Raw genomic sequence first — 24520 nt, 5'->3', positions numbered from 1 at the left:
GTTTAACTCTCCTTCGATGGCGCGTTTTCTGACAGATAGTTAGCCATCCGGCAGTATTGCGCGACAGAGATATTTTCCGCTCGCATCGCCGGATCAATGCCCAGCTCTGTCAGTACTTCAACGCTAAACAGGTTGCCGAGACTGTTACGTACCGTTTTACGGCGCTGATTAAACGCTTCGGTGGTAATACGGCTCAGCACACGAACATCTTTAACCGGGTACGGCATCGTCGTATGAGGGACCAGACGCACAACGGCTGAATCAACTTTAGGCGCTGGCGTAAATGCGGAAGGCGGTACTTCAAGTACCGGGATCACATTGCAGTAATACTGCGCCATGACGCTTAATCGACCATACGCTTTACTGTTTGGCCCTGCAACCAGACGATTGACCACCTCTTTTTGCAACATGAAATGCATGTCGGCAATGGCATCAGTATAGGAAAAAAGATGGAACATGAGCGGCGTGGAGATGTTGTACGGCAGGTTGCCGAATACGCGCAGCGGCTGTCCCATCGTTTGTGCCAGTTCGCCGAAGTTCATGGTCATGGCATCTTGCTGATAAATTGTCAGCTTAGGCCCTAAAAACGGGTGTGTCTGTAGGCGTGCTGCCAGATCGCGGTCGAGTTCAATGACCGTGAGCTTGTCCAGACGTTCGCCTACTGGTTCGGTCAATGCCGCCAGGCCCGGGCCGATTTCGACCATAGCCTGACCTTTCTGCGGGTTGATAGCAGAGACAATACTTTCGATCACAAACTGATCGTTGAGGAAGTTCTGCCCGAAACGTTTACGGGCTAAATGGCCCTGATGGACTCGATTATTCATTGGTATTAACAATCATTTTGATGGCGAGATTAAGCGCCGTAATAAAACTGCCGACATCTGCTTGTCCACGGCCCGCGAGTTCAAGTGCGGTGCCGTGATCGACGGATGTGCGAATAAAGGGCAGGCCCAGCGTGATATTCACACCGCGACCAAATCCCTGGTATTTTAGCACGGGGAGACCCTGATCGTGGTACATTGCCAGCACGGCATCCGCGTGGTCGAGATATTTGGGCTGAAACAGCGTATCTGCGGGCAGCGGACCGTTTAATTTCATTCCCTGCGCACGCAGTTCATCGAGTACCGGAATGATGGTATCTATCTCTTCCGTTCCCATATGACCGCCTTCACCAGCATGCGGGTTAAGACCACACACCAGAATATGCGGATCGGCAATGCCGAACTTGGTGCGTAAATCATGATGCAAAATGCCGATCACTTCCTGAAGCAGGGCGGGCGTAATGGCGTCGGCAACGGCTCTGAGCGGCAAATGCGTGGTTGCCAGGGCAACGCGCAGCTCTTCGGTCGCCAGCATCATAACAACTTTCTTTGCCTGTGAGCGCTCTTCAAAAAACTCGGTATGTCCGGTAAACGGGACGCCAGCGTCATTGATAACGCCCTTGTGAACCGGGCCGGTGATCAGCGCCGCAAACTCACCTTGCAGACAACCATCGCAGGCGCGAGCCAGCGTATCCACCACATATTGCCCGTTTTCTACCGCCAACTGACCCGCGACAACAGGTGCCCGCAGCGCAATCGGTAACAGCGTCAATGTGCCTGCTGATTGCGGTTTGGCTGGGGTATCTGGAGAGTATGGGAGGAGTGAAAGCGGTAAACCGAGCATCGCTGCCCGGTCATTGAGGAGTGCTGCATCCGCACAGACAACGAGTTCTACAGGCCACTCGCGCTGGGCGAGTTGAACCACCAGGTCCGGGCCAATCCCGGCGGGTTCGCCGGGAGTGATAACAACGCGTTGAGCACGAGTCATTAGTTGCTCAGAACTTTAACGTAAGCGCTGGCGCGCTGTTCCTGCATCCAGGTTGCTGCTTCTTCCGAGAATTTACGGTTCATCAGCATACGGTAAGCTCTGTCTTTCTGCGCTGCGTCAGTTTTATCAACGTTACGCGTATCCAGCAGTTCGATCAGATGCCAACCGAAAGAGGAGTGCACCGGGGCGCTCATCTGGCCTTTGTTAAGTTTGGTCAGCGCATCGCGGAAAGCAGGGTCGAAAATATCCGCTGCAGCCCAGCCCAGATCGCCGCCCTGGTTGGCAGAGCCTGGATCCTGAGAAAACTCTTTAGCGGCTGCCGCGAAGGTAGTTTTACCGCTCTTAATATCTGCCGCGATTTGTTCCAGCTTCAGACGCGCCTGCTGATCGGTCATGATCGGCGACGGCTTAAGCAGAATGTGGCGAGCATGAACTTCAGTCACGGAGATGCTCTGGCTTTGGCCACGCATATCGTTGACTTTCAGGATGTGGAAGCCGACACCGGAACGAATTGGGCCAATGATATCGCCTTTTTTCGCAGTGCTTAACGCCTGGGCAAAGATACCCGGCAGCTCCTGAATACGTCCCCAACCCATCTGACCGCCTTTCAGCGCCTGCTGGTCAGCGGAATAAGTAATAGCCAGTTTTCCGAAATCACTACCGTTACGCGCTTCATCAACAACAGAGCGCGCCTGGCTTTCAGCTGCGTTAACCTGGTCGGACGTTGGGTTTTCCGGTAATGGGATCAGAATGTGGCTCAGGTTCAGCTCGGTGCTGGCATCGTTTTGGTTGCCTACCTGCTGCGCCAGGGCATCCACTTCCTGAGGCAGGATAGTGACGCGACGGCGAACTTCGTTGTTACGCACTTCGGAGATGGTCATCTCTTTGCGGATCTGGCTACGATAGGTTGAATAGCTTAAGCCATCCTGTGCCAGACGGCTGCGCATCTGATCCAGCGTCATGTTGTTCTGCTTGGCGATGTTGGCAATAGCCTGATCCAACTGCTCATCAGAGATTTTAACACCCATCTTCTGACCCATTTGCAGGAGGATTTGATCCATGATCAAACGTTCCAGGATCTGATGACGCAGCGTGGCGTCATCCGGTAATTGCTGACCTGCCTGACCTGCATTCAGTTTTACTGACTGCATTAAGCCATCGACGTCGCTTTCCAGAACGACGCCGTTATTGACGACGGCTGCGACTTTATCGACTACCTGTGGGGCAGCGAAACTGGTATTCGCGATCATGGCGATACCGAGAAGCAGCGTTTTCCAGTTCTTCATACTTTTTCCATTTCAATTAACCGCAATGCGGATTACGTTGTAAATCAATCAGATCATAAAGCGCTTTGATACGGCAAAATGTTCGAACGTAACATTTGAGTCGTGCCGAGACCGTAGTTTGAGCTCAGGCCGCGGAGTTCGATATTAAAGCCGATCGTGTTGTCATAAATCGCGTGCTGCATTTTGTCATCCCAACCGTTCAGCTTACGCTCGTAGCCAAAGCGAATGGCGTAACAGCAGGAGTTGTACTGTAAGCCCAACATTGAATCTGCTTCTTTGTTCACGTTGGTATCGAAGTAGTAAGCACCGACAATCGACCAACGCTCAGCAATCGGGAAGCTTGCTACCGCGCCCACCTGCGAAATCCCGTTTTTATACTGATCTGCCGTAGAGTAGTAAGACGGCAAAGTAGCCTGGATATACTCCGAACTGGCGTAACGGTAGTTCAATTGCAGCATCCGGTTTTCATCGCGACGGTATTCAATACTGCTGCTGCTGGTTGCAACGCTGTCCAGACGCGTGTCGTACTGGATTCCACTGCGTAAACCCCAACGATCGGAGATGCGCCAGTAGGTATCGCCTGCCCATACCAGTGAACCTGTTTTGTCGTCATTCTCCCATTCTGTATGGTCATCGCCAGTGCGTGACTCGGTGAAATAGTAGATTTGACCCACAGAAATATTAAAACGTTCAACGGCCGCGTCATCATAAACGCGAGATGTGACCCCGGTCGTTACCTGGTTGGCAGAAGCGATACGGTCCAGACCACTATAGGTGCGGTCACGGAACAGGCCGCTGTAGTCAGATTGCAGCAGGGAGGAGTCATAGTTATTGATATGACTTTGGTTGCGATACGGGACGTACAGGTACTGCGCGCGCGGCTCCAGCGTCTGGGTATAACCCGGCGCCAGCATTTGCATGTCACGCTCGAATACCATCTTGCCGTCGACTTTAAACTGCGGCATGACGCGGTTGGCGGAATCATCAAGCTTAGTGGCATTATTGGTGTTATACCAATCCAGGTTGGTCTGCTGGTAGTGCGTTGCCAGCAGCTTCGCTTCGGTATTGACACTGCCCCAGTTATTCGACAACGGCAGATTGATCGTCGGTTCCAGGTGAACACGCGTTGCTTCCGGCATGTAATCCTTGGTATTAACGAAATGCACCGCTTGCCCATAAATCCGGGTATCGAACGGACCGACGTCATTCTGATAGAAATTAACGTCTAGCTGTGGCTGAGCGGAGTAGCTACTGTTGTTCTGATCAGCAAAGACCTGGAACTGCTTGGTCGATACCGTGGCGTCAAAGTTCTGCACCGCGTATCCGACGCTGAATTTTTGCGTGGCGTAGCCATCGGTACTGGAACCGTACTTGTTGTCAAAGTCGTTAAAGTAGCTGGAGTCGCTGACCTTGGTGTAGTCGACGTTGAAACGCCACACCTGGTCCATCACCCCAGAGTGCTGCCAGTAGAACAGCCAGCGACGTGAATTGTCATCATTCGGATGTTCGTCCTCGTACACTTTATCGGAATTCAGATAGTCGAACTCCATCAAGCCCGCACCCGCCTGGGTGAGGTAGCGGAATTCGTTCTCCCACATGATCCCGCCGCGACGGTGCATATAGTGCGGCGTGATGGTGGCGTCCATATTGGGCGCAATGTTCCAGTAATACGGGAGGTAGAACTCAAAATAGTTATTGGTGGAATATTTTGCGTTCGGGATCAGGAAACCGGAACGGCGCTTATCGCCGACGGGTAACTGTAAATAAGGACTATAAAAGACTGGAACCGGACCCAGTTTAAAACGGGCGTTCCAGATCTCTGCGACCTGTTCTTCACGGTCGTGGATAACTTCGCTACCGACGACGCTCCAGGTATCGGAACCTGGCAGACAGGAGGTAAAGCTACCGTTTTCCAGAATGGTATAACGGTTTTCCCCACGTTGTTTCATCAGGTCAGCTTTCCCGCGCCCCTGACGGCCGACCATCTGGTAATCACCTTCCCAGATGTTGGTATCTTTGGTATTCAGATTGGACCAGCCCTTCGGCCCCTTCAGAATAACTTGATTGTCGTCATAATGGACATTGCCCAGCGCATCGACGGTACGAATTGGCTCCGGCTGGCCTTCAGCCTGCTTCTGATGAAGCTGCACTTCGTCGGCCTGCAGGCGGCTGTTACCCTGTGCGATATCCACGTTGCCGGTAAACACCGCGTCATCGGGATAATTCCCTTTTGCGTTGTCGGCATTGATGGTGACGGGTAACTCATTAGTCTCGCCCTGTACCAGAGGACGGTCATAGCTCGGCACGCCCAGCATACACTGTGAGGCGAGATCGGCTGCCAGGCCCTGATGGCTATAGAGGGCACTGGCAATCATGGTGGCCAGAAGAGTGGGAATACGTTTTTTCATACGTTGTATTTATTGTTCCATCATCAGTAGCGTCGCGCGTGACAAACGGTCACAGCCTAACTTATCTCATCTTCACTTCGCTAGTATTAATCCTGCCCATTTTATACCTGCCACCTTTCAAGCTGCATCTTCGTTGTCTTCCTCGTTCACCCCAGTCACTTACATGGGTAAGCTCCAGGGGACTCACTACGTTGCGGCCTTGCTGCAACTCGAAATCCAACGGGTATAGCGTTTGTGGTGTTAGGCACGGCATTGAATGACAGGTATGATAATGCAAATTATAGGCGATGTCCCACAATTGACCGCAGCCGTAAATCGGTAAAAGCACCTTATATTGTGGGACATAGCCTGGCTGAGAGCGGAAAGATTTGGGGAGTCTATGCAGTATTGGGGAAAGATAATTGGTGTAGCCGTGGCCTTAATGATGGGCGGCGGCTTCTGGGGTGTGGTTCTGGGGCTGTTAGTTGGCCACATGTTCGACAAAGCCCGCATGCGCAAAATGGCGTGGTTTGCCAACCAACGTGAACGCCAGGCGCTGTTTTTTGCCACCACTTTTGAGGTGATGGGACATCTGACCAAATCCAAAGGTCGCGTCACGGAAGCCGATATTCATATCGCCAGCCAGTTGATGGATCGGATGAATTTGCACGGTGACTCGCGAACGGCAGCACAACATGCCTTCCGGGTAGGAAAATCGGATAATTACCCATTACGTGAAAAGATGCGTCAGTTTCGCAGCGTCTGTTTTGGTCGATTCGATCTGATCCGCATGTTTCTGGAGATTCAGATCCAGGCGGCATTTGCCGATGGGTCGTTGCATCCTAACGAACGTGAAGTGCTGTATGTGATTGCTGAAGAGTTGGGGATCTCACGCACCCAATTTGATCAGTTCCTGCGCATGATGCAGGGCGGCGCACAGTTTGGCGGCGGATATCAGCAGCAGTCTGGCGGCGGTGGCTGGCAGCAGGCGCAACGTGGCCCGACGCTGGAAGACGCCTGTAATGTACTGGGTGTGAAAACGACCGACGATGCGACTACCATAAAACGGGCTTACCGTAAGCTGATGAGCGAGCACCATCCGGACAAACTGGTTGCGAAAGGTCTGCCGCCAGAGATGATGGAAATGGCGAAGCAAAAAGCGCAGGAAATCCAAAAAGCTTACGAGCTGATTAAGGATCAAAAAGGATTCAAGTGATTGAATTGCCGGATGCGGCTAGCGCCTTATCCGGCCTACGTTAATGAATGTAGGCCGGGCAAGCGAAGCGCCCCCGGCATAAATTGGCTCAGAATTTAAAAATCCGCCGGGACTTTAAACGTCATACTGTTGCCGTATTCGGGATGCGTGATGGTTAACATCTCTGCATGCAGCAACAGGCGCGGCGCTAACGCCAGAGCTTCCGGCGGAGCATAGAAGCGGTCGCCCAGGATCGGATGCCCTAAAGCCAGCATATGCACACGCAGCTGGTGGGAGCGTCCGGTAATGGGTTTGAGCACCACCCGGGCGGTGTTATCCGCTGCGAACTCCACGACTTCATACTCTGTCTGCGCCGATTTCCCGGTCTCATAACACACTTTTTGCTTTGGCCTGTTTGGCCAGTCACAAATCAGCGGCAAATCAACCAGACCCTCGGCCGGAGCGGGATGCCCCCAGACGCGTGCAACATACTGCTTTTTCGGTTCGCGCTCGCGAAACTGGCGTTTTAGCTCGCGCTCTGCCGCTTTGGTTAGCGCGACTACAATCACGCCGCTGGTGGCCATATCCAGACGATGCACGGATTCAGCCTGCGGATAATCGCGCTGAATACGCGTCATCACGCTGTCTTTGTGCTCATCCAGACGACCTGGCACAGACAACAAGCCGCTCGGCTTGTTGACCACCATAATGTGTTCATCCTGATACAGGATGACCAGCCAGGGTTCCTGCGGCGGATTGTAGTTTTCCATCCCCATGTATGGCTCCGTTACTGATGCGTCACGACGATCAAGCGCAGGGCATCGAGACGCCAGCCCGCCTGATCCAGGCTTTCCATCACCTGCTGACGGTTGCTTTCGATTGCGCTAAGTTCGTCATCACGGATGTTCGGGTTAACGGCACGCAGCGCTTCGAGACGGGAAAGTTCTGCCGTCAGCTTCTCGTCAGCTTCTTTACGCGCTGCGTCGATCAGCGCGCGGGCTGATTTTTCCACCTGCGCTTCACCGAGTTGCAGAATGGCATGAACATCCTGCTGCACGGCGTTGACCAGTTTGCTGCCGGTGTGGCGGTTAACGGCGCTGAGCTGACGGTTAAAGGTTTCGAACTCCACCTGTGCAGCAAGGTTATTGCCGTTTTTATCCAGCAGCATGCGTACCGGCGTTGGTGGCAGGAAGCGGTTTAGCTGCAGTTGTTTCGGTGCTTGCGCTTCAACAACATAGACCAGCTCAACCAGCAGTGTACCAACAGGTAATGCTTTGTTTTTCAACAACGAAATAGTGCTGCTTCCGGTGTCGCCGGAGAGGATCAGATCCAGACCATTGCGGATCAGCGGATGCTCCCAGGTAATAAATTGTGCATCTTCACGCGACAGGGCGACATCGCGCTCGAACGTAATGGTGCAGCCATCTTCCGGCAGCCCAGGGAAATCCGGCACCAGCATATGATCGGACGGCGTCAGCACGATCAAATTGTCGCCACGGTCATCCTGATTAATACCGACGATATCAAACAGGTTCATGGCGAAGGCGATCAGGCTGGTATCGTCGTCCTGTTCTTCAATACTCTCAGCCAGTGCCAGCGCTTTTTCGCCGCCGTTAGAGTGGATCTCCAGCAGGCGATCGCGACCTTGCTCCAGCTGTGCTTTCAGCGCGTCATGCTGTTCGCGGCAGGTTTTGATCAGATCGTCAAAGCCCTCGGTATTTTCTGGTTCAGCCAGGTAGCCGATCAGATTGTTATAGACCGTGTCATAGATGGTACGGCCGGTCGGGCAGGTGTGTTCGAACGCATCCAGACCTTCGTGGTACCAGCGCACCAGCACAGATTGCGCGGTTTTTTCCAGGTACGGAACGTGAATCTGAATATCATGCGCCTGACCAATACGGTCCAGACGGCCAATACGCTGTTCCAGCAGATCCGGGTTGAACGGCAGGTCAAACATCACCAGATTGCTGGCGAACTGGAAGTTACGCCCTTCGGAGCCGATTTCAGAGCACAGCATTACCTGGGCGCCGCTATCTTCTTCGCTAAACCATGCTGCGGCGCGGTCACGCTCAATGATCGACATCCCTTCATGGAATACGGCGGCGCGGATACCTTCGCGCTCGCGCAGAACCTGCTCCAGCTGAAGCGCGGTAGTGGCTTTCGCGCAGATAACCAGCACTTTTTGCGAGCGGTGGCTGGTCAGGTAGCCCATCAGCCATTCCACGCGCGGGTCAAAGTTCCACCAGGTGCCGGTGTCGCCTTCGAATTCCTGATAAATCTGTTCCGGGTAGAGCATGTCGCGCGCCCGGTCTTCTGCACTTTTACGCGCGCCCATAATGCCGGAGACTTTAATCGCCGTCTGGTATTGGGTCGGCAGCGGCAGCTTGATGGTATGCAGTTCGCGTTTCGGGAAGCCTTTCACGCCGTTACGGGTGTTACGGAACAGGACGCGGCTGGTGCCGTGGCGGTCCATCAGCATCGAAACCAGCTCCTGACGCGCGCTCTGTGCGTCTTCGCTGTCGCTGTTTGCCGCCTGCAATAGCGGCTCAATGTCCTGCTCGCCAATCATGTCGCCTAACATGTTCAGCTCATTGTTACTCAGCTTGTTGCCTGCCAGTAGCATCGCGACGGCGTCGGCGACCGGACGATAATTTTTTTGCTCTTCAACAAACTGGGCGAAATCGTGGAAACGGCTCGGGTCCAGCAGGCGCAGGCGCGCGAAGTGACTTTCCATGCCCAGCTGTTCCGGTGTAGCGGTTAGCAGCAGGATGCCCGGCACACGTTCTGCCAGTTGTTCAATGGCCATATATTCGCGGCTGGGCGCGTCTTCGCTCCATACCAGGTGATGGGCTTCATCGACAATCAGCAGATCCCACTCGGCGTCACACAGGTGCTCCAGACGCTGTTTATTACGACGGGCAAAGTCCAGCGAGCAGATGACCAGTTGTTCGGTTTCAAACGGGTTGTAGGCGTCGTGCTGCGCTTCTGCATAACGCTCATCATCAAACAGTGCAAAACGCAGGTTGAAGCGGCGCAGCATTTCGACCAGCCACTGGTGCTGTAATGTCTCTGGGACGATGATCAGCACGCGCTCTGCGGCGCCGGACAGCAGTTGTTGATGCAGGATCATCCCGGCTTCAATGGTTTTACCTAAACCCACTTCATCTGCTAGTAAAACGCGAGGGGCATGACGACGGCCAACATCATGGGCAATGTTCAGCTGGTGAGGAATCAGGCTGGTACGTTGACCACGCAAACCACTCCACGGCATACGGTATTGTTCGCTCTGAAATTTACGTGCGCGATAGCGCAGAGCAAAGCGATCCATACGGTCAATCTGGCCGGCAAACAGGCGATCTTGTGGTTTACTGAATACCAGTTTGCTGTCGAGCAGTACTTCACGCAGCGTGACACCGGTTTCTTCGGTATCCAGGCGGGTTCCGATATAGGCAAGCAGGCCGTTTTCTTCTTTTACTTCATCGACATGCAGTTGCCAGCCTTCATGGCTTGTTATCGTATCGCCAGGATTGAACATCACGCGGGTCACGGGGGAATCACTGCGCGCATACAGACGGTTTTCGCCCGTCGATGAGAAAAGTAAAGTGACGGTTCGCGCATCCATGGCGACAACAGTACCAAGTCCCAATTCGCTTTCTGTATCGCTGATCCAGCGTTGACCAAGTGTAAAAGGCATATATGTTCGGCTCTATATCTTTAATTGCAGGCAATACTCGTCATTTTCCGGGCTAGTCCCCGTTATTGAGAGCATACGACCCCGCTACCAGGCTAATAAATCAGTGGTAGTGGTGTTAAATGGGTCCAGGAATGGAAAGGGCGCTATGGTACTGGATGGCGGCGGTTTCGTCACGCGTCAAAATAACCCCAGTTGTCCTGTGAGTAGTGTAGCAAAATTATCGTCAATAAAGGGAAGAATTCCCTCGGCAACGGGTTGGATCTGGCGGGTCAGATAATGCTCGTAATCGAGCACAGATAGCTGATAATCAACAGGTTCTGGGCCATTGACCGTCCAGACATATTTTATGGTTCCGCGATTCTGATACTGTGGCGGACGCCCCAGCTTTACATTCTGCTCATCGGCTAACCGCGCAGCGCGAACGTGTGGTGGAACATTTCGCTGGTATTCACTTAACGGGCGACGCAGGCGCTTGCGGTACACCAGTTGTTCATCCATTTCACCGGCCATCAGACGGTCAATAGTCTCGCGAACAAACTCCTGATAAGGTTCGTTACGAAAAATTCGCAGGTATAGCTCCTGCTGAAACTGTTGGGCCAGCGGCGTCCAGTCGGTTCGTACCGTTTCCAGTCCCTTAAACACCATACGTTGCTCAGCACCGTCCTGAATCATCCCCGCATAGCGTTTTTTACTGCCGGTATCTGCACCGCGAATGGTCGGCATCAGAAAGCGACAAAAATGGGTTTCAAATTCCAGTTCCAGCGCGCTGGTCAGATTTTGTTGCTTCAGCGATTGCGCCCACCAGGTGTTGACATAGCTCACCAGTTCCCGACCAATTCGGGCTGCATCGTCTTCTGAGTGCGCCTTTTTCAGCCAGACAAAGGTCGAGTCGGTATCGCCATAAATGACATCGTAACCCTGAGCCTCAATTAACGCTTTGGTCTGGCGCATGATCGCATGGCCGCGCATGGTAATGGACGAGGCCAGTCTCGGGTCGAAAAAGCGACAGGCAGTGGTGCCCAGCACGCCGTAAAATGCGTTCATGATGATTTTCAACGCCTGCGAGAGTGGCTTATTGCCACGGCGTTTTGCTTCTTCGCGCCCGTGCCAGATCTGAGTAACGATTTCAGGCAGGCAGTGCTTTTCGCGTGAAAACCAGGCGTCAAGGAAACCTTCGGTGCTGTGTTCCGGATCCGGCTGCGCCATCCCTTCGATAAGCCCCACCGGATCGATTAAAAAAGTACGAATTATTGAGGGATACAGGCTTTTGTAATCCAGCACCAGTACCGAGTCGTATAAGCCTGGGCGTGAGTCCATCACGTAGCCGCCGGGACTGGCGTGCGCGGGGACTTCACCCAGATTCGGCGCCACATAACCCGCCCGGTGCATTCGTGGCAGGTAGAGATGTCCGAAGGCGGCAACTGAACCACCGTGCCGGTCGACCGGCAGACCGTTGACCGTCGATCGTTCCAGCAGAAATGGCATGATCTCGGTTTTATGAAAAATGCGCGTGACCAACTCACAGTCTTTGAGATTGTAGGTGGCAAGCGCGGGCTTATCCTGGGCAAATCGACGGTCGATTTCGTCCATTCTGTCCCACGGATTATCAATCGACTTCCCTTCGCCCAGCAGCTCCTGTGACACCGTTTCCAGTGAAAATGACGAGAAATTCCAGAACGCGGATTTTAGCGCCTCAATACCGTCGATAATCAGGCGGCCTTTAGCCTGAGCGAAAAATATGCCGTTTTTGAAGCCATGCTCGCGCCACTCAAGCTCGCTGCTATCACGGCCAAAACGCAAGGGAATGCGGTAACGTTCGGCGTGCTGTTGCAGGACGCGTAAATCGAATTGCACGACGTTCCAGCCGATTATCACATCAGGATCGTGACGGGCAATCCAGTCATTGAGTTTTTCCAGCAACTGCGGGCGGCTTGCAACGTACTCAAATTCAAAATCAAGCGTAGAGGCGTCGCCGTTTGCCGGGCCGAGCATGTAGACAATACGCTGCCCGCAGCCTTCCAGACCGATGCAATAGAGTTCGCCGTGGCGCGTGGTTTCGATATCCAGCGATACCCATTTTAGCGGTGGTCGATAGTCAGAGTTCGGCTTCAGGCGGGCATTGACTAGCATGTCATTATGTCTGTCGCCTTCGACCCAAACAGGGGAGGTGATAAAGCGCTCCATGAGATACCGCTCAGGTGGGCGTACGTCGCCCTCATAGACGGTGACTGCGTTTTCGCGCAGCAGTTTTTCCAACCGCATGAGCTGGCGATGTGAGCGGCAATACAGGCCGGAAACAGGCTGGCGGTGGAAGTCTTGCAATTGCAGCGATTTCAGGCGATAGCCGTTTTCAGTGCGTAATAATGACATTACGCGAGGAACCTGACTGGTGGGAATAAACGCGACCGACTCCTGAGGCGCGAGCGTGACCTGCAGCGGCCCATTGTCTGTAGCCAGCCAGAATGAGACCTCAGTTCCCTGTGGGGTGTCCCGCCAGTGCCGGGTTAAAATAAAACCTGCTTGCGCCACGCTGCGTATCCATCAAAAAACCAGGCATTATTATAGCCTGGTTCTGATAGATTAGCTGTGATTTTATACAGTTGTCATACTCAGAAGAGGTTACTGCCCGTAATACGCTTTAGCACCGTGTTTACGCAGATAATGTTTATCTAACAGGGTTTGCTGCATATTCGGCAATTGCGGCGCGAGCTGGCGACAGAAGATCCCCATATAGGCGACTTCTTCCAGCACGATGGCGTTATGCACCGCGTCTTCGGCATTTTTTCCCCAGGCAAACGGACCGTGAGAGTGCACCAGCACGCCAGGCATCTGCGCGGCGTCAATACCTTGTTTCTCAAAGGTTTCAACGATCACGTTGCCGGTTTCCCATTCATATTCGCCGTTGATTTCTTCGTCGGTCATTTTCCGTGTGCAGGGAATCGAACCGTAGAAATAGTCCGCATGGGTGGTCCCCGTTGCCGGAATCGACTGACCCGCCTGCGCCCAGATGGTTGCATGGCGCGAATGGGTGTGAACAATGCCGCCAATGGTCGGGAACGCCTGATACAGCAAACGGTGTGTTGGGGTATCTGAGGAAGGTTTCTTCGTACCTTCTACAACTTCACCCGTGGCGATACTGACTACCACCATATCGTCGGCGGTCATTACGCTGTAATCGACTCCCGAAGGTTTAATCACAAACACGCCGCGCTCGCGATCGACGGCGCTGACATTCCCCCAGGTCAGGGTGACCAGATTGTGCTTAGGCAACGCCAGATTGGCTTCCAGTACCTGATGTTTGAGATCTTCTAACATGATGCTCTCCGATGAATCTTGCCGGATGGCGCTACGCTTATCCGGCCTACAAATCGCACATTCTTGTAGGCCGGATGAGGTGTTTACGCCGTCATCCGGCAGTTGTTAACGTTTGAAGCCGTAATACACTTCGTTCCAGCGCAGCGCGTCCTTAAAGGCCGGCAGGCGGGTATCGTTATCGATCACCGCGATCTCGATATCGTGCATTTCAGCAAACTGGCGCATATCGTTCAGATCCAGCGCGTGGCTGAACACGGTGTGGTGTGCGCCACCGGCCAGGATCCAGGCTTCAGAAGCGGTTGGCAGATCCGGTTGAGCTTTCCACAGCGCGTTAGCGACAGGCAGTTTTGGCAGGGAGTGCGGCGTTTGCACTGTGTCGATGCAGTTAACCAGCAGGCGATAGCGATCGCCGAGATCGATCAGGCTGGCAACCACTGCCGGGCCGGTTTTGGTGTTGAAGATCAGACGGGCAGGATCGTCTTTACCACCAATGCCGAGGTGCTGTACGTCGAGGATCGGTTTCTCTTCCACCGCGATGGACGGGCACACTTCCAGCATGTGCGAGCCGAGCACCAGATCGTTGCCTTTCTCGAAGTGGTAGGTGTAATCCTCCATAAATGAGGTGCCGCCCTGCAGACCAGTTGACATCACCTTCATGATGCGAAGCAGAGCGGCGGTTTTCCAGTCGCCTTCGCCCGCAAAGCCGTAGCCTTGCTGCATCAGACGCTGTACGGCCAGACCAGGGAGCTGTTTCAGGCCGTGTAAATCTTCAAATGTGGTAGTGAAGGCGTGGAATCCGCCCTGTTCCAGGAAGCGCTTCATCCCCAGTTCAATACGGGCCGCTTCCAGGACGTTCTGACGTTTTTCACCGTGGACTTGCGTCGCCGCAGTCATGGTGTAGGTGCTTTCGTACTCATCGATTAGCGCGTTGATTTCGCCGTCGCTAATTGCGTTCACTACCTGCACCAGATCGCCCACGGCCCAGGTGTTTACCGAGAAGCCGAACTTGATCTGCGCAGCGACTTTATCGCCATCGGTGACCGCAACTTCACGCATGTTGTCGCCAAAACGGCAGACTTTAAGGTGGCGGGTATCCTGTTTGGACACGGCCTGGCGCATCCAGGAGCCAATGCGTTCGTGCGCTTGTTTATCCTGCCAGTGACCGGTGACCACGGCATGCTGCTGACGCATACGCGCGCCGATGAAGCCGAACTCACGACCGCCGTGCGCAGTTTGGTTCAGGTTCATAAAGTCCATATCAATGCTGTCCCACGGCAGGGCGGCGTTGAACTGGGTGTGGAACTGCATCAGCGGCTTGTTGAGAATAGTCAGGCCGTTAATCCACATTTTTGCCGGGGAGAAGGTATGCAGCCAGACCACCATCCCTGCACAGCGATCGTCGTAGTTTGCGTCACGACAGATAGCGGTAATCTCATCAGGGGAAGTGCCTAGCGGTTTTAATACCAGCTTGCAGGGCAGTTTGGCTTCAGTATTCAGTGCGTTAACGACGTGCTCGGCATGTTGGGTTACCTGACGCAGGGTTTCAGGGCCATACAGATGCTGGCTACCAATCACAAACCACACTTCATAGTTATCAAAAATCGTCATTGTCGTGTCCTTAATGTGTCAGGGTTGCCAGGTCTACCGGGGCTTGTTGCGCCGGAGCGGCAGTCGGAAGGTATTGCTGTTCAGCGCTTACTGCCCACTGCTGATAGCGGCGGTAAAGCTGTTCAAAACGTTGAGCCTGCTCTGGGCGAGGTTGCAGCGTGTTTTCCACGGCGCTTGCCATCTGCTGTTGAGCGGCAGGGATATCGGCGTGTACTTTCGCGGCAACGGCGGCGAAGATAGCCGCACCGAGTGCGCAGCACTGGTCTGAAGCGACAATCTGTAGCGGACGGTTCAGCACGTCACAGCAGGCCTGCATGATGACCGGGTTCTTGCGCGCGATACCGCCAAGCGCCATCACGTTGTTAACCGCAATGCCTTGTTCGGTGAAGCATTCCATAATGGCGCGCGCGCCAAAGGCGGTGGCGGCAATCAGACCACCGAACAGCGCTGGCGCGTCGGTTGCCAGGTTCAGATCGGTAATCACCCCTTTCAAACGCTGGTTGGCATTGGGCGTACGGCGACCGTTGAACCAGTCGAGCACGACCGGCAGATGCTCCAGTGATGGATTTTTCGCCCATGCTTCGGTGAGTGCAGGCAGCAGCTGTTTTTGACTGGCTTTAATCTGGGTCTGCAGTTCCGGATGCTGTACGGCAAGCTGTTCCAGCGGCCAGCTCAGCACGCGGCTAAACCAGGCATAGATATCACCGAATGCAGACTGACCAGCTTCGAGGCCAATAAAATTCGGCACCACGCTGCCATCAACCTGGCCGCAAATGCCTTTCACCGCACGCTCGCCAACGCTTTGCTTATCGGCAATCAGAATGTCGCAGGTTGACGTGCCGATGACTTTCACCAGCGTGTTAGGCTGTGCACCTGCGCCGACCGCGCCCATATGACAGTCAAAAGCACCGCCTGCAATCACCACACTTTCCGGTAGTCCAAGACGCTGTGCCCACTCGGCGCACAGGGTGCCAACCGGCAGATCCGCGGTGAAGGTATCGGTAAACATTGGGTATTGCAGATGGCGGTTGAGGATGGGGTCGAGTTCGTCAAAGAAACTGGCTGGCGGCAGACCACCCCAGCTTTCATGCCACAAAGATTTATGCCCGGCGCTGCAGCGACCGCGACGAATATCCTGTGGGCGTACGGTGTTGGAGAGCAGGGCCGGAACCCAGTCGCATAGCTCAATCCACGAAACCGCAGCTTCGGCAACTGCGTGGTCCTGACGAGTTACATGCAGGATTTTGGCCCAGAACCATTCGCTGGAATAAATGCCGCCGATATAGCGGGAGTAATCGATCTTGCCCGGTGTATGGCACAGGCGGGTGATTTCTTCGGCTTCTTCTACTGAGGTGTGATCTTTCCACAGGACAAACATCGCATTCGGGTTTTCCGCGAACTCCGGACGCAGCGCCAGTACATTACCGTCTGCATCGATGGGGGCCGGGGTTGAGCCGGTACTGTCAACGCCAATACCGACCACTTCCGCGCGCTGCTCAGCGCTCAGTTCGGCCAGTACGGTTTTCAGCGCCGCTTCCATGGATTCAATGTAGTCGCGCGGATGATGGCGAAACTGGTTGTTTGGGCCATCGCAATACTGCCCTTCCTGCCAACGTGGGTACCACTCAACGCTGGTGGCGATCTCTTCGCCGGTGGCACATTCCACCGCCAAAGCGCGTACTGAATCACTACCAAAATCGAGGCCAATTGCAATCGCCATCGTCTTACTCCATCCAAAAATACGGGTATGGATAAACAGTAGTGAGTAGCGATAAAAACCGTCAGGCAGGATCCGCTAATCTTATGGACTAAAATGCTGTGGCATCACAAAGTGTGACGCTGTGCAAATAATCAATGTGGACATTTCTGCCGTAGTTATAGACACTTTTGTTAGCCGATTTTGACGTTGGCGTAGTACATGTTTTTTACAAAGAGCTTTTCACAAGCGGGGTTGATGGTCCATTGCCGCAAATACAGCGGCCCGCAGGGGCGACAGCGATGATGTCTGGCGTAATATGGACAAATTGTTTCTTGGCAGGACGTAGGGAGTATTGAAATTATGGCTGAAACGCAAAACGATCCCCTGTTGCCAGGTTATTCGTTTAACGCGCATTTGGTGGCCGGATTAACCCCCATCGAGGCGAACGGATACCTGGATTTTTTTATCGACAGGCCGCTGGGTATGAAGGGTTATATCCTTAATCTCACCATCCGTGGCGAAGGGGTTATCAATAATCAGGGTAAGCAGTTTGTCTGCCGGCCTGGCGATATTCTGTTGTTTCCACCTGGAGAAATTCACCACTACGGGCGCCATCCTGATGCCAGCGAGTGGTATCACCAGTGGGTTTACTTTCGCCCGCGCGCCTACTGGCAGGAGTGGCTGACCTGGCCGGCCATTTTTGGCCAGACCGGTTTTTTCCGCCCGGATGAAGCACATCAGCCGCATTTTAACGAGCTGTTTGGGCAGATAATTAACGCCGGGCAGGGAGAAGGTCGCTATTCCGAACTGCTGGCGATTAATTTACTGGAACAGTTGTTGCTCCGACGTATGGAAGCCATCAATGAATCGCTACACCCTCCCATGGACAACCGCGTCCGCGATGCCTGTCAGTACATCAGCGATCACCTGGCGGACAGCAATTTTGATATCGCCAGCGTCGCGCAGCACGTCTGCCTGTCGCCTTCCCGTTTGTCGCATCTGTTCCGTCAGCAGCTGGGTATCAGCGTTTTGAGCTGGCGCGAGGATCAGCGCATCAGCCAGGCGAAGCTATTACTGAGTACCACACGTATGCCCATTGCCACCGTAGGTCGCAATGTTGGCTTTGACGATCAGCTCTATTTCTCTCGTGTTTTCAAAAAATGTACCGGTGCCAGTCCGAGCGAGTTTCGTGCAGGATGTGAATAAAAAGTGAATGATGTATCCTGAAAGTTGTCATAACTCGCAATCTATTCAGACAATTGATGGCTTGACGAAGTTGAGAGGGGTTATCAAAATCCCTGCTTCGTAAATTTGACGGACACATTATGCAAGCATTGCTGGAACACTTTATTCTCCAGTCCGCCCTGTACTCTCTGATCGCCGTACTTCTGGTGGCTTTTTTGGAGTCGCTGGCGCTGGTTGGTCTGATTCTGCCCGGGACCGTGATGATGGCGGGGTTGGGCGCGCTGATTGGCAGCGGCGAACTGAACTTCTGGCATGCCTGGCTTGCGGGCATCATTGGTTGCCTATTGGGGGACTGGATCTCCTTCTGGCTGGGCTGGCGCTTTAAAAAGCCGTTGCACCGTTGGTCGTTCATGAAAAAGAACAAGGCGTTGCTGGATAAAACCGAGCACGCCCTGCATCAGCACAGCATGTTTACTATTCTGGTGGGGCGTTTTGTCGGACCGACGCGCCCGCTGGTGCCGATGGTTGCAGGCATGCTGGATCTGCCTGTCGCTAAATTTATCGTCCCGAATATTATTGGCTGCGTGCTGTGGCCACCGTTCTACTTCCTGCCGGGGATCCTGGCGGGGGCAGCAATCGATATTCCTTCTGATATGCAGAGCGGGGATTTTAAATGGTTGCTGCTGGCGACGGCGGTGTTGCTCTGGGTGGGAGGGTGGTTTTGCTGGCGGCTGTGGCGCAGTGGCAAAGCGGCTGTTGATCGCTTAACGGCGTATTTCCCCCGTAGCCGTTTGCTGTATCTGGCGCCGTTGACGCTCGGGATCGGCGTGGTCGCGCTGGTGGCGTTACTGCGCCATCCGCTGATGCCGGTGTATATCGATATTCTGCGCAAAGTGGTGGGTTACTGACGACACCTTTGCCGGATGGCGGCTTCGCCTTATCCAGCCTACAAAAGGTGCGACCTGTAGGCCGGATAAGGCGTTCACGCCGTCATCCGGCAACGCATTATGCTTTAATGCCCAATAGCGCCGAGGCGCTGGCGTTGCCGCTTAACAGATCGTCCGTTTTGCCCAGCCAGGCGATGCGCCCGTCGGCGACCACAATCGAGCGGGGCGCAATTCGCGCCGCATCTTCTACGCTGTGAGAAACCATCAGTAACGTCAGCTGCTTCTCGCGACAGACTTCGGCGACCAGCGTTAGCATCTCCTGGCGCAGCGCAGGATCGAGCGCAGAGAACGGTTCATCAAGCAGTAAAATAGGTTGTTCCCGCACCAGACAACGCGCCAGCGCCACGCGCTGTCTCTGCCCGCCGGAAAGCTCGCCGGGGAGGCGCTCCAGTAGAGAGTCGAGTCCCATTTGTTGGGCGATGTGGAGCATTTTCTCCCGCTGCGATGCGTTCAGTTTTAATCCCGGATTCAGGCCCAGGCCGAGGTTTTGCTGTACGCTCAGATGGCTAAACAAGTTGTTTTCCTGAAACAGCATAGAGACAGGACGGCGTGAGGGAGGTGATGTGGTGTGATCTTCACCGTCAATCATCATGGTACCGCTGGCGGGCGTGAGGAAGCCGGCAATCAGATTCAAAAGCGTACTTTTCCCGGCGCCGCTGGGCCCGAGTACAGCTATTTGCTCACCGCGCGCGACCGACAGCGTAAAGCGCATAGGCAAATGATGATAAAGCCATGTGATATCAATCAGTTTTAACATTTCGACCCGGCAATTTCTCAATAACGGTAAACAGCGTAAAGCACAGGATCAGCAGTAATAACGCCGTAACCGCGCCATCCTGACTGCGATAAGAGCCAATCTGCTGATATAAATAAAATGGCAGGGTACGGAAATCCTCATTACCAAATAACGCCACTACGCCAAAATCGCCAATCGACAGGACGCAGGCAAACGCCATCGCCTGCGCCAGCGGGCGCTTCAGGGCGCGCAGTTCAACCACTTTCAGGCGCGACCATCCCTCAATGCCCAACGACTGGCACAACATACTGTAGCGCGCAGTGACGTCACGCATTGGGTTTTCCAGCACCTTCAGCGCGTAAGGGATCGCCATCAACGCATTGGTAAAAATAACAATACCGTCGGCAGATTCGGGAAGCCCAATGGTGTTATTGAGCAGCAGAAAGAAGCCGGTAGCTAACACGATGCCCGGCATGGCGAGGATCATCATGCCGCTCAACTCCAGCATCTGACCTGCCAGCAGTTGCTGTCGGGCACGAAGTTCACGACTGCTCCATAACAGCATCATGGTGAGTACGACGCATAACGCTCCTGCTGCTAATGCGATGCGCAGCGAGGTTCCCAGCGCCTGCCACAGCACTGGCTGCATCAGTACATCCAGAACATGGCGGTTTAAGCCATCGACAACTACCGCCAGCAGCGGCGGCAGCAACAGCAACAGGGCAAGAATAATCAGGATTGCGTCAGCCAGTCGGCTGTGCAGGCGATCGTCGGGATCGCGCCAGCCTTGTAACAGGGTAGCACCGGGAGCAATCGCCCGGCTCAGACGTTGGCTGAGGAGCACCAGCGCCAAACAACAAACCATCTGGATCAACGCCAGCATGGCTGCGCGGGCAGGATCGTAATCAAAATTCAGCGCCTGATAGATAGCCAGCTCGATGGTGGTGGCCTGTGGCCCGCCGCCAAGCGACAGAACGGTGGCGAAGCTGGCGAAGCACAGCATAAAGATGAGTGCCGCGACGGGCAGAATCTGACGACGCAGCCACGGCCATTCAACAAAACGGAAGAAATGCCAGCCACGCATACCCAACTGAGCGGCTAACTGCCGCTGTTCGCCGGGAATATTCTCCAGCGACTGTAACAGCAGGCGGCTGGCCATCGGCAGATTGAAAAAGACATGCGCCAGCAGAATGCCCTGCAAACCGTATGGCGAAAACGTCCACTCCAGCCCGAATGTATGCCAGAGCGAGGCCAGCCAACCCTGGCGGCCGTAGACGCTAAGAATACCGAATACCGCGACCAGCACCGGCAGGATTAACGTCATCGCGCACAGACGCAGTAGCGCCAGACGTCCTGGAAAACGACGACGATAGAGCGCTCTGGCGAGGAAAATCGCCGGGACAACCGACAGCACAGCAGATAAAAAAGCCTGCCAGAAAGAAAAGCGCACCACGTGCCACAGGTAGTCGTCTTGCCACAGCAAGAGCCACTCTCCCTGCGGGGCGTTAAACCACAGTGCCAGAAATGCGGCCAGGGCAACGGCCACCATCAGCGTGGCGGCGGTAAGCCCTGGAACCAACCAGCCGGGGATTAACGGCTGACGGCGCGTTGCCATTCGCTAATCCATGTCTGACGTTGAGCCGCAACTTGCTGCGGCGTAAATTCCAGCGCGGTGGCCGGTTTATTCAGTTGCTCGAATCCTGGCGGCAGGGCGACTTGCGTCACGGGATACATCCAGTTGCCGGTCGGAATCGCATTCTGGAATGCCGGGGACACCATAAACTTCAGGAATTTCTCGGCCAGTTCCGGCTGCTTGCTGGCCGCAGTACGGGCGGCGACTTCCACCTGCAAATAGTGGCCTTCGCTAAAGTCGGCTGCGGCGTAGTTGTCTTTTTTATCGGCGATGATGTGATAGGCCGGAGAGGTGGTGTAGCTGAGCACCAGATCGCTTTCACCTTTCAGGAACAGGCCGTAGGCTTCGCTCCAGCCCTTGGTGACGGTGACGGTTTTGGCTGCCAGTTTCTGCCACGCCTCTGGCGCTTTATCGCCATAGACTTTCTGCATCCATAGCAGCAGACCCAATCCAGGCGTGCTGGTGCGCGGATCCTGATAAATGACGCGCCATTTTTGGCCGCTCTCTACCAGTTCTTTCAGGCTTTTGGGCGGATTCTTCAGCTTGTTCTTATCATAAACGAAGGCGAAATAGCCGTAGTCAAACGGAACGAAGGTATCGTTTTTCCAGCCGCCGGGTACGTTAACGGCGTCGTTTGCAACACCACTTTTGGCAAACAGTTTGGTTTGTGTAGCGGCTTCCAGAAGGTTGTTATCCAGACCCAGCACGACGTCGGCTTTGCTGTTTTTTCCTTCCATGCGCAAGCGGTTAAGCAGTGAGACGCCATCTTCCAACGCGACCAGTTTTAGCTCGCAGTTGCAGTCAGCTTCAAAGGCTTTTTTGATTGTCGGGCCCGGGCCCCAGTCAGCTGCGAACGAGTCGTAGGTATAGACGGTCAGTACAGGTTTAGCGAAGGCAGGCGCTGCGCACAGCAGTAAAAGCGGAAGACATTTTTTAAACACTTTGCACCTCAAGAGTTGGGTGGCAAAGGACTTGAGATAAGCCTCAAATCCCTTCGCCGGCATTATCCGGATCAGGTTCGACGGGTATCTCTCAGCCAGCATATTGCATAGCACCCCGTTGAGAACGGCGTTAGTGTAGTGATTTTGTTGCCGGGCAGCAATTAAGAGCTGGCTCTTATGGATCCGGCGGCGCAAACCACGCCGATTTAAAATCAAACCAGCCGAGGGTATTCATGCGCAGCCCGCGCATACTGCGCTGTCCCTGAATGATCAGCCAGTGGTGGATTAATGGCACAATGGCCTTTGTGGCGAGCAGCTGTTGGCACCATGCTGCCAGGCTCATTTCGCCCGTTCGCCAGCGAGCCGCATCGTTTTCCCAGTCCCGCGAGATACAGTTTTGCAGCAAAGGGACTTCGCACAAATGGGCGAACAGTGAGAAGTCCAGCGGGAGGGTAAAGTTGGCGCTGTTGAGCCAGATATCGCTGACGATTTCACCTGCATGCCATTGATCGTAGTCGATCTCCTGAATATTCAACTGTACCTGATGCTGCGCCAGCAACGTTTTCATGATCTGCGCGATAATCCGGTGTTCGATATGATCGCGATAGTAGGTGATCGTCAGCGTTTCCAGCCCGGCGGGTTTTTCACCATGGCCAGGTTTGGCGTGGTGCCAGCGGGGAAGCAAACCGTAGGCGGGAAACCACAACCGCTGGTACTGTTCATCGGCGTGGCAGATTAAATTCGTTGGCGAGAGAACGCGGCTTGCCCACTCACGGACCTCCTGATTAGCGCCACGGTGGCTACGCGCATCAAACAGCAGGTAGTAGCAGCCTTCTTCGAGGCGGCTTTCGATCGCCTTTTCATCCTCTGTGGGACCTTTTAGCGTCAACCCGCCGCCAGGTTCTTCTCCGATGTCGGGTAATACCCAAACATTAACTTCGTCGATTAGCGCCCGGTAGCCAAAGTAATCATCAAATGCATGAATTTTCAGTTGGTTATTGGTGTTGCGCATTACCGCATACGGACCGGTACCAATCGGGTGGCTGGAAAAGTTGTTTAGCGTTTCCCATTCTCGCGGCAGGATCATGGCCGGGACCTGCCCCAATAGCCAGGGAAGCCAGCGGTCTGGCTGGGCCAGATGGATATCCAGCGTCCAGGCCGTGGGAGAAACTATTTGCGTGATGTGTGAGTACAGTGGCAGGGTGTTAATGCGCCTCAGCGAGGCGATAACATCTTCCATTTCCAGCTCGCGGCCATGATGAAAATGGATCCCCGGGCGCAGGAAGAATCGCCAATGCAAAGGTGAAATTTGCTGCCAGTGATGGGCAATGTCCGCTTCCAGTTCCCCATTTTCCTCATTTACCCGAATTAAGGCACTGAAGATTTGGCGGGCGATATGGGTTTCGGAGCGGCGTAATGCCGTACCGGGGAGCAGGTTGTGCATCGGGCGATAATAGAGAACGCGCATGATATGCCGACCCTGGCGAAAGCTGCGGCCAAGGTGGGAGACCAGCATTTGCCGGACGGCCGTTTTGTCACCGACAAGCTGCACCAGTTGATCGATACGATCCTGTTCCAGTAGGTCTTCCGCGCGCTGCTGCTGGAGCGCCAGCCCGGTATAGAGGAATGTCAGTCGCGAGCGTTTACCTCGTCCAACTTCAGCTTCCCACGTCAACCAGCCACGATCCTGCATGGTATTAAGCAGCGTACGCATATGGCGACGCGAGCAGCTCAGTAGATCCGCCAGCTCGTTGAGCGTCGTGTCTTGCGTCTTACCGTCACAGCATTGCCACAGACGGATGAACTGTTGTTGCAAACGACCAGAAGACATAAAAGGGGAACTCCTGCGGAAAACTCAGCAATTTTATAATCCCTATATTAAGCCAATAATAGATTCCGATGAAGCGATGAGACAACGAAGGGGTCATCTATGCGTCAGTTCTGGTTGAAGTACTTTACCGCGACAGAAAAATCGTCCTGGTTGGCTTGCCCGAGTGCCCCGCAGCGCTTAAAGATGCTCGAAGAGCTGATGCAGTGGGAGATGACATCTGACTCCTGAATTGGAAATTGCAGACATCATGTGTG

Annotated in this window: 18 protein-coding genes and 1 riboswitch; of the genes, 4 read left to right on the top strand and 14 right to left on the bottom strand. The window is 54.2% G+C overall.

Going from position 1 to position 24520, the window contains the following annotated elements; genetic code table 11:
- Positions 1-2: 2 nt before the first annotated feature.
- Genes rsmA through lptD form a run of 4 tightly spaced genes read right to left on the bottom strand, consistent with a single transcriptional unit; the run spans position 3 to position 5503 of the window.
- Entirely contained in the window at positions 3-824 is an 822-nt protein-coding gene (gene rsmA, locus OGY37_RS22650) for a 16S rRNA (adenine(1518)-N(6)/adenine(1519)-N(6))-dimethyltransferase RsmA (protein ID WP_003829609.1), read from the bottom strand.
- Complete coding sequence (gene pdxA, locus OGY37_RS22645; RefSeq protein ID WP_126319277.1) at positions 817-1809, bottom strand: 4-hydroxythreonine-4-phosphate dehydrogenase PdxA; 993 nt, start codon at positions 1807-1809, stop codon at positions 817-819. Before pdxA ends, rsmA begins: the two co-directional genes overlap by 8 nt.
- Entirely contained in the window at positions 1809-3095 is a 1287-nt protein-coding gene (surA, locus tag OGY37_RS22640; protein WP_003829603.1) for a peptidylprolyl isomerase SurA, read from the bottom strand. The genes pdxA and surA overlap by 1 nt, the downstream gene beginning before the upstream one ends.
- A 53-nt stretch (positions 3096-3148) precedes the next feature.
- Positions 3149-5503 (bottom strand): LPS assembly protein LptD, encoded by a 2355-nt coding sequence (gene lptD / locus OGY37_RS22635; RefSeq protein ID WP_286621961.1) that lies wholly within the window; start codon positions 5501-5503, stop codon positions 3149-3151.
- A 379-nt stretch (positions 5504-5882) separates the two neighbouring features.
- On the opposite strand from lptD, the gene djlA reads away from it, so the two are divergent.
- A complete protein-coding gene (gene djlA, locus OGY37_RS22630) occupies positions 5883-6698 on the top strand; it encodes a co-chaperone DjlA (protein ID WP_008786173.1) in 816 nt (271 codons plus the stop codon).
- Between the two features lie 95 nt (positions 6699-6793).
- On the opposite strand, the gene rluA is transcribed toward djlA, so the two are convergent.
- The 6 genes from rluA to araB all read right to left on the bottom strand — a co-directional run bounded on the left by rluA (position 6794) and on the right by araB (position 17014).
- Positions 6794-7453, bottom strand: coding sequence for a bifunctional tRNA pseudouridine(32) synthase/23S rRNA pseudouridine(746) synthase RluA (gene rluA / locus OGY37_RS22625; protein ID WP_003018849.1), 660 nt, complete (start codon positions 7451-7453; stop codon positions 6794-6796).
- A gap of 11 nt (positions 7454-7464) precedes the next feature.
- Positions 7465-10371 carry an RNA polymerase-associated protein RapA gene (rapA, locus tag OGY37_RS22620; protein WP_063941096.1) on the bottom strand — a complete coding sequence of 969 codons (2907 nt, stop codon included), beginning with the start codon at positions 10369-10371 and terminating at the stop codon, positions 7465-7467.
- Positions 10372-10548: 177 nt separating this feature from the next.
- Positions 10549-12900: a DNA polymerase II gene (gene polB, locus OGY37_RS22615; RefSeq protein WP_286621959.1), complete on the bottom strand. Its 2352-nt coding sequence runs from the start codon at positions 12898-12900 to the stop codon at positions 10549-10551.
- A gap of 90 nt (positions 12901-12990) precedes the next feature.
- Positions 12991-13686 (bottom strand): L-ribulose-5-phosphate 4-epimerase, encoded by a 696-nt coding sequence (gene araD / locus OGY37_RS22610; protein ID WP_286621957.1) that lies wholly within the window; start codon positions 13684-13686, stop codon positions 12991-12993.
- A 105-nt stretch (positions 13687-13791) separates the two neighbouring features.
- Positions 13792-15294, bottom strand: a complete 1503-nt coding sequence (gene araA / locus OGY37_RS22605; RefSeq protein ID WP_003829590.1) for an L-arabinose isomerase — start codon at positions 15292-15294, stop codon at positions 13792-13794.
- A 10-nt stretch (positions 15295-15304) separates the two neighbouring features.
- Entirely contained in the window at positions 15305-17014 is a 1710-nt protein-coding gene (gene araB, locus OGY37_RS22600; RefSeq protein ID WP_003829588.1) for a ribulokinase, read from the bottom strand.
- A 339-nt stretch (positions 17015-17353) separates the two neighbouring features.
- Between araB and araC the strand changes: the two genes are divergently transcribed.
- Positions 17354-18199, top strand: coding sequence for an arabinose operon transcriptional regulator AraC (gene araC / locus OGY37_RS22595; RefSeq protein ID WP_003829586.1), 846 nt, complete (start codon positions 17354-17356; stop codon positions 18197-18199).
- Between the two features lie 119 nt (positions 18200-18318).
- Positions 18319-19086 (top strand): DedA family protein, encoded by a 768-nt coding sequence (locus tag OGY37_RS22590; protein WP_003837398.1) that lies wholly within the window; start codon positions 18319-18321, stop codon positions 19084-19086.
- A gap of 97 nt (positions 19087-19183) precedes the next feature.
- Here the strand turns inward: OGY37_RS22590 and thiQ are convergent, their stop codons facing one another.
- From thiQ to sgrR, 4 genes are all read right to left on the bottom strand, one after another.
- Complete coding sequence (gene thiQ, locus OGY37_RS22585) at positions 19184-19882, bottom strand: thiamine ABC transporter ATP-binding protein ThiQ (protein WP_286621953.1); 699 nt, start codon at positions 19880-19882, stop codon at positions 19184-19186.
- Positions 19866-21476 (bottom strand): thiamine/thiamine pyrophosphate ABC transporter permease ThiP, encoded by a 1611-nt coding sequence (thiP, locus tag OGY37_RS22580; protein ID WP_279275186.1) that lies wholly within the window; start codon positions 21474-21476, stop codon positions 19866-19868. Before thiP ends, thiQ begins: the two co-directional genes overlap by 17 nt.
- On the bottom strand, positions 21452-22435 hold the full coding sequence (gene thiB / locus OGY37_RS22575) for a thiamine ABC transporter substrate binding subunit (protein WP_286621948.1): 984 nt from the start codon (positions 22433-22435) through the stop codon (positions 21452-21454). The genes thiP and thiB overlap by 25 nt, the downstream gene beginning before the upstream one ends.
- Positions 22436-22465: 30 nt before the next feature.
- Positions 22466-22563: riboswitch (TPP riboswitch) on the bottom strand.
- A gap of 47 nt (positions 22564-22610) precedes the next feature.
- On the bottom strand, positions 22611-24266 hold the full coding sequence (gene sgrR, locus OGY37_RS22570; protein ID WP_148362453.1) for an HTH-type transcriptional regulator SgrR: 1656 nt from the start codon (positions 24264-24266) through the stop codon (positions 22611-22613).
- A 99-nt stretch (positions 24267-24365) separates the two neighbouring features.
- Between sgrR and sgrT the strand changes: the two genes are divergently transcribed.
- The gene (gene sgrT, locus OGY37_RS22565; protein WP_003829577.1) at positions 24366-24494 is read left to right on the top strand and encodes a glucose uptake inhibitor SgrT; all 129 of its coding nucleotides are present in this window, start codon (positions 24366-24368) and stop codon (positions 24492-24494) included.
- Positions 24495-24520: the final 26 nt, after the last annotated feature.

This window comes from Citrobacter sp. Cpo030 (assembly GCF_030333005.1).
In the GTDB taxonomy this organism is placed as follows: domain Bacteria; phylum Pseudomonadota; class Gammaproteobacteria; order Enterobacterales; family Enterobacteriaceae; genus Citrobacter; species Citrobacter portucalensis.
Note: the sequence above shows the minus strand (reverse complement) of the source record. Positions and strands in the feature narration are given on the sequence as shown.

Bases quoted from the DNA above. Each gene is read 5' to 3' on its own strand.
- rsmA (WP_003829609.1), bottom strand. From the start codon at position 824: ATGAATAATCGAGTCCATCAGGGCCATTTAGCCCGTAAACGTTTCGGG.
- pdxA (WP_126319277.1), bottom strand. From the start codon at position 1,809: ATGACTCGTGCTCAACGCGTTGTTATCACTCCCGGCGAACCCGCCGGG.
- surA (WP_003829603.1), bottom strand. From the start codon at position 3,095: ATGAAGAACTGGAAAACGCTGCTTCTCGGTATCGCCATGATCGCGAAT.
- lptD (WP_286621961.1), bottom strand. From the start codon at position 5,503: ATGAAAAAACGTATTCCCACTCTTCTGGCCACCATGATTGCCAGTGCC.
- djlA (WP_008786173.1), top strand. From the start codon at position 5,883: ATGCAGTATTGGGGAAAGATAATTGGTGTAGCCGTGGCCTTAATGATG.
- rluA (WP_003018849.1), bottom strand. From the start codon at position 7,453: ATGGGGATGGAAAACTACAATCCGCCGCAGGAACCCTGGCTGGTCATC.
- rapA (WP_063941096.1), bottom strand. From the start codon at position 10,371: ATGCCTTTTACACTTGGTCAACGCTGGATCAGCGATACAGAAAGCGAA.
- araD (WP_286621957.1), bottom strand. From the start codon at position 13,686: ATGTTAGAAGATCTCAAACATCAGGTACTGGAAGCCAATCTGGCGTTG.
- araA (WP_003829590.1), bottom strand. From the start codon at position 15,294: ATGACGATTTTTGATAACTATGAAGTGTGGTTTGTGATTGGTAGCCAG.
- araB (WP_003829588.1), bottom strand. From the start codon at position 17,014: ATGGCGATTGCAATTGGCCTCGATTTTGGTAGTGATTCAGTACGCGCT.
- araC (WP_003829586.1), top strand. From the start codon at position 17,354: ATGGCTGAAACGCAAAACGATCCCCTGTTGCCAGGTTATTCGTTTAAC.
- OGY37_RS22590 (WP_003837398.1), top strand. From the start codon at position 18,319: ATGCAAGCATTGCTGGAACACTTTATTCTCCAGTCCGCCCTGTACTCT.
- thiQ (WP_286621953.1), bottom strand. From the start codon at position 19,882: ATGTTAAAACTGATTGATATCACATGGCTTTATCATCATTTGCCTATG.
- thiP (WP_279275186.1), bottom strand. From the start codon at position 21,476: ATGGCAACGCGCCGTCAGCCGTTAATCCCCGGCTGGTTGGTTCCAGGG.
- sgrR (WP_148362453.1), bottom strand. From the start codon at position 24,266: ATGTCTTCTGGTCGTTTGCAACAACAGTTCATCCGTCTGTGGCAATGC.
- sgrT (WP_003829577.1), top strand. From the start codon at position 24,366: ATGCGTCAGTTCTGGTTGAAGTACTTTACCGCGACAGAAAAATCGTCC.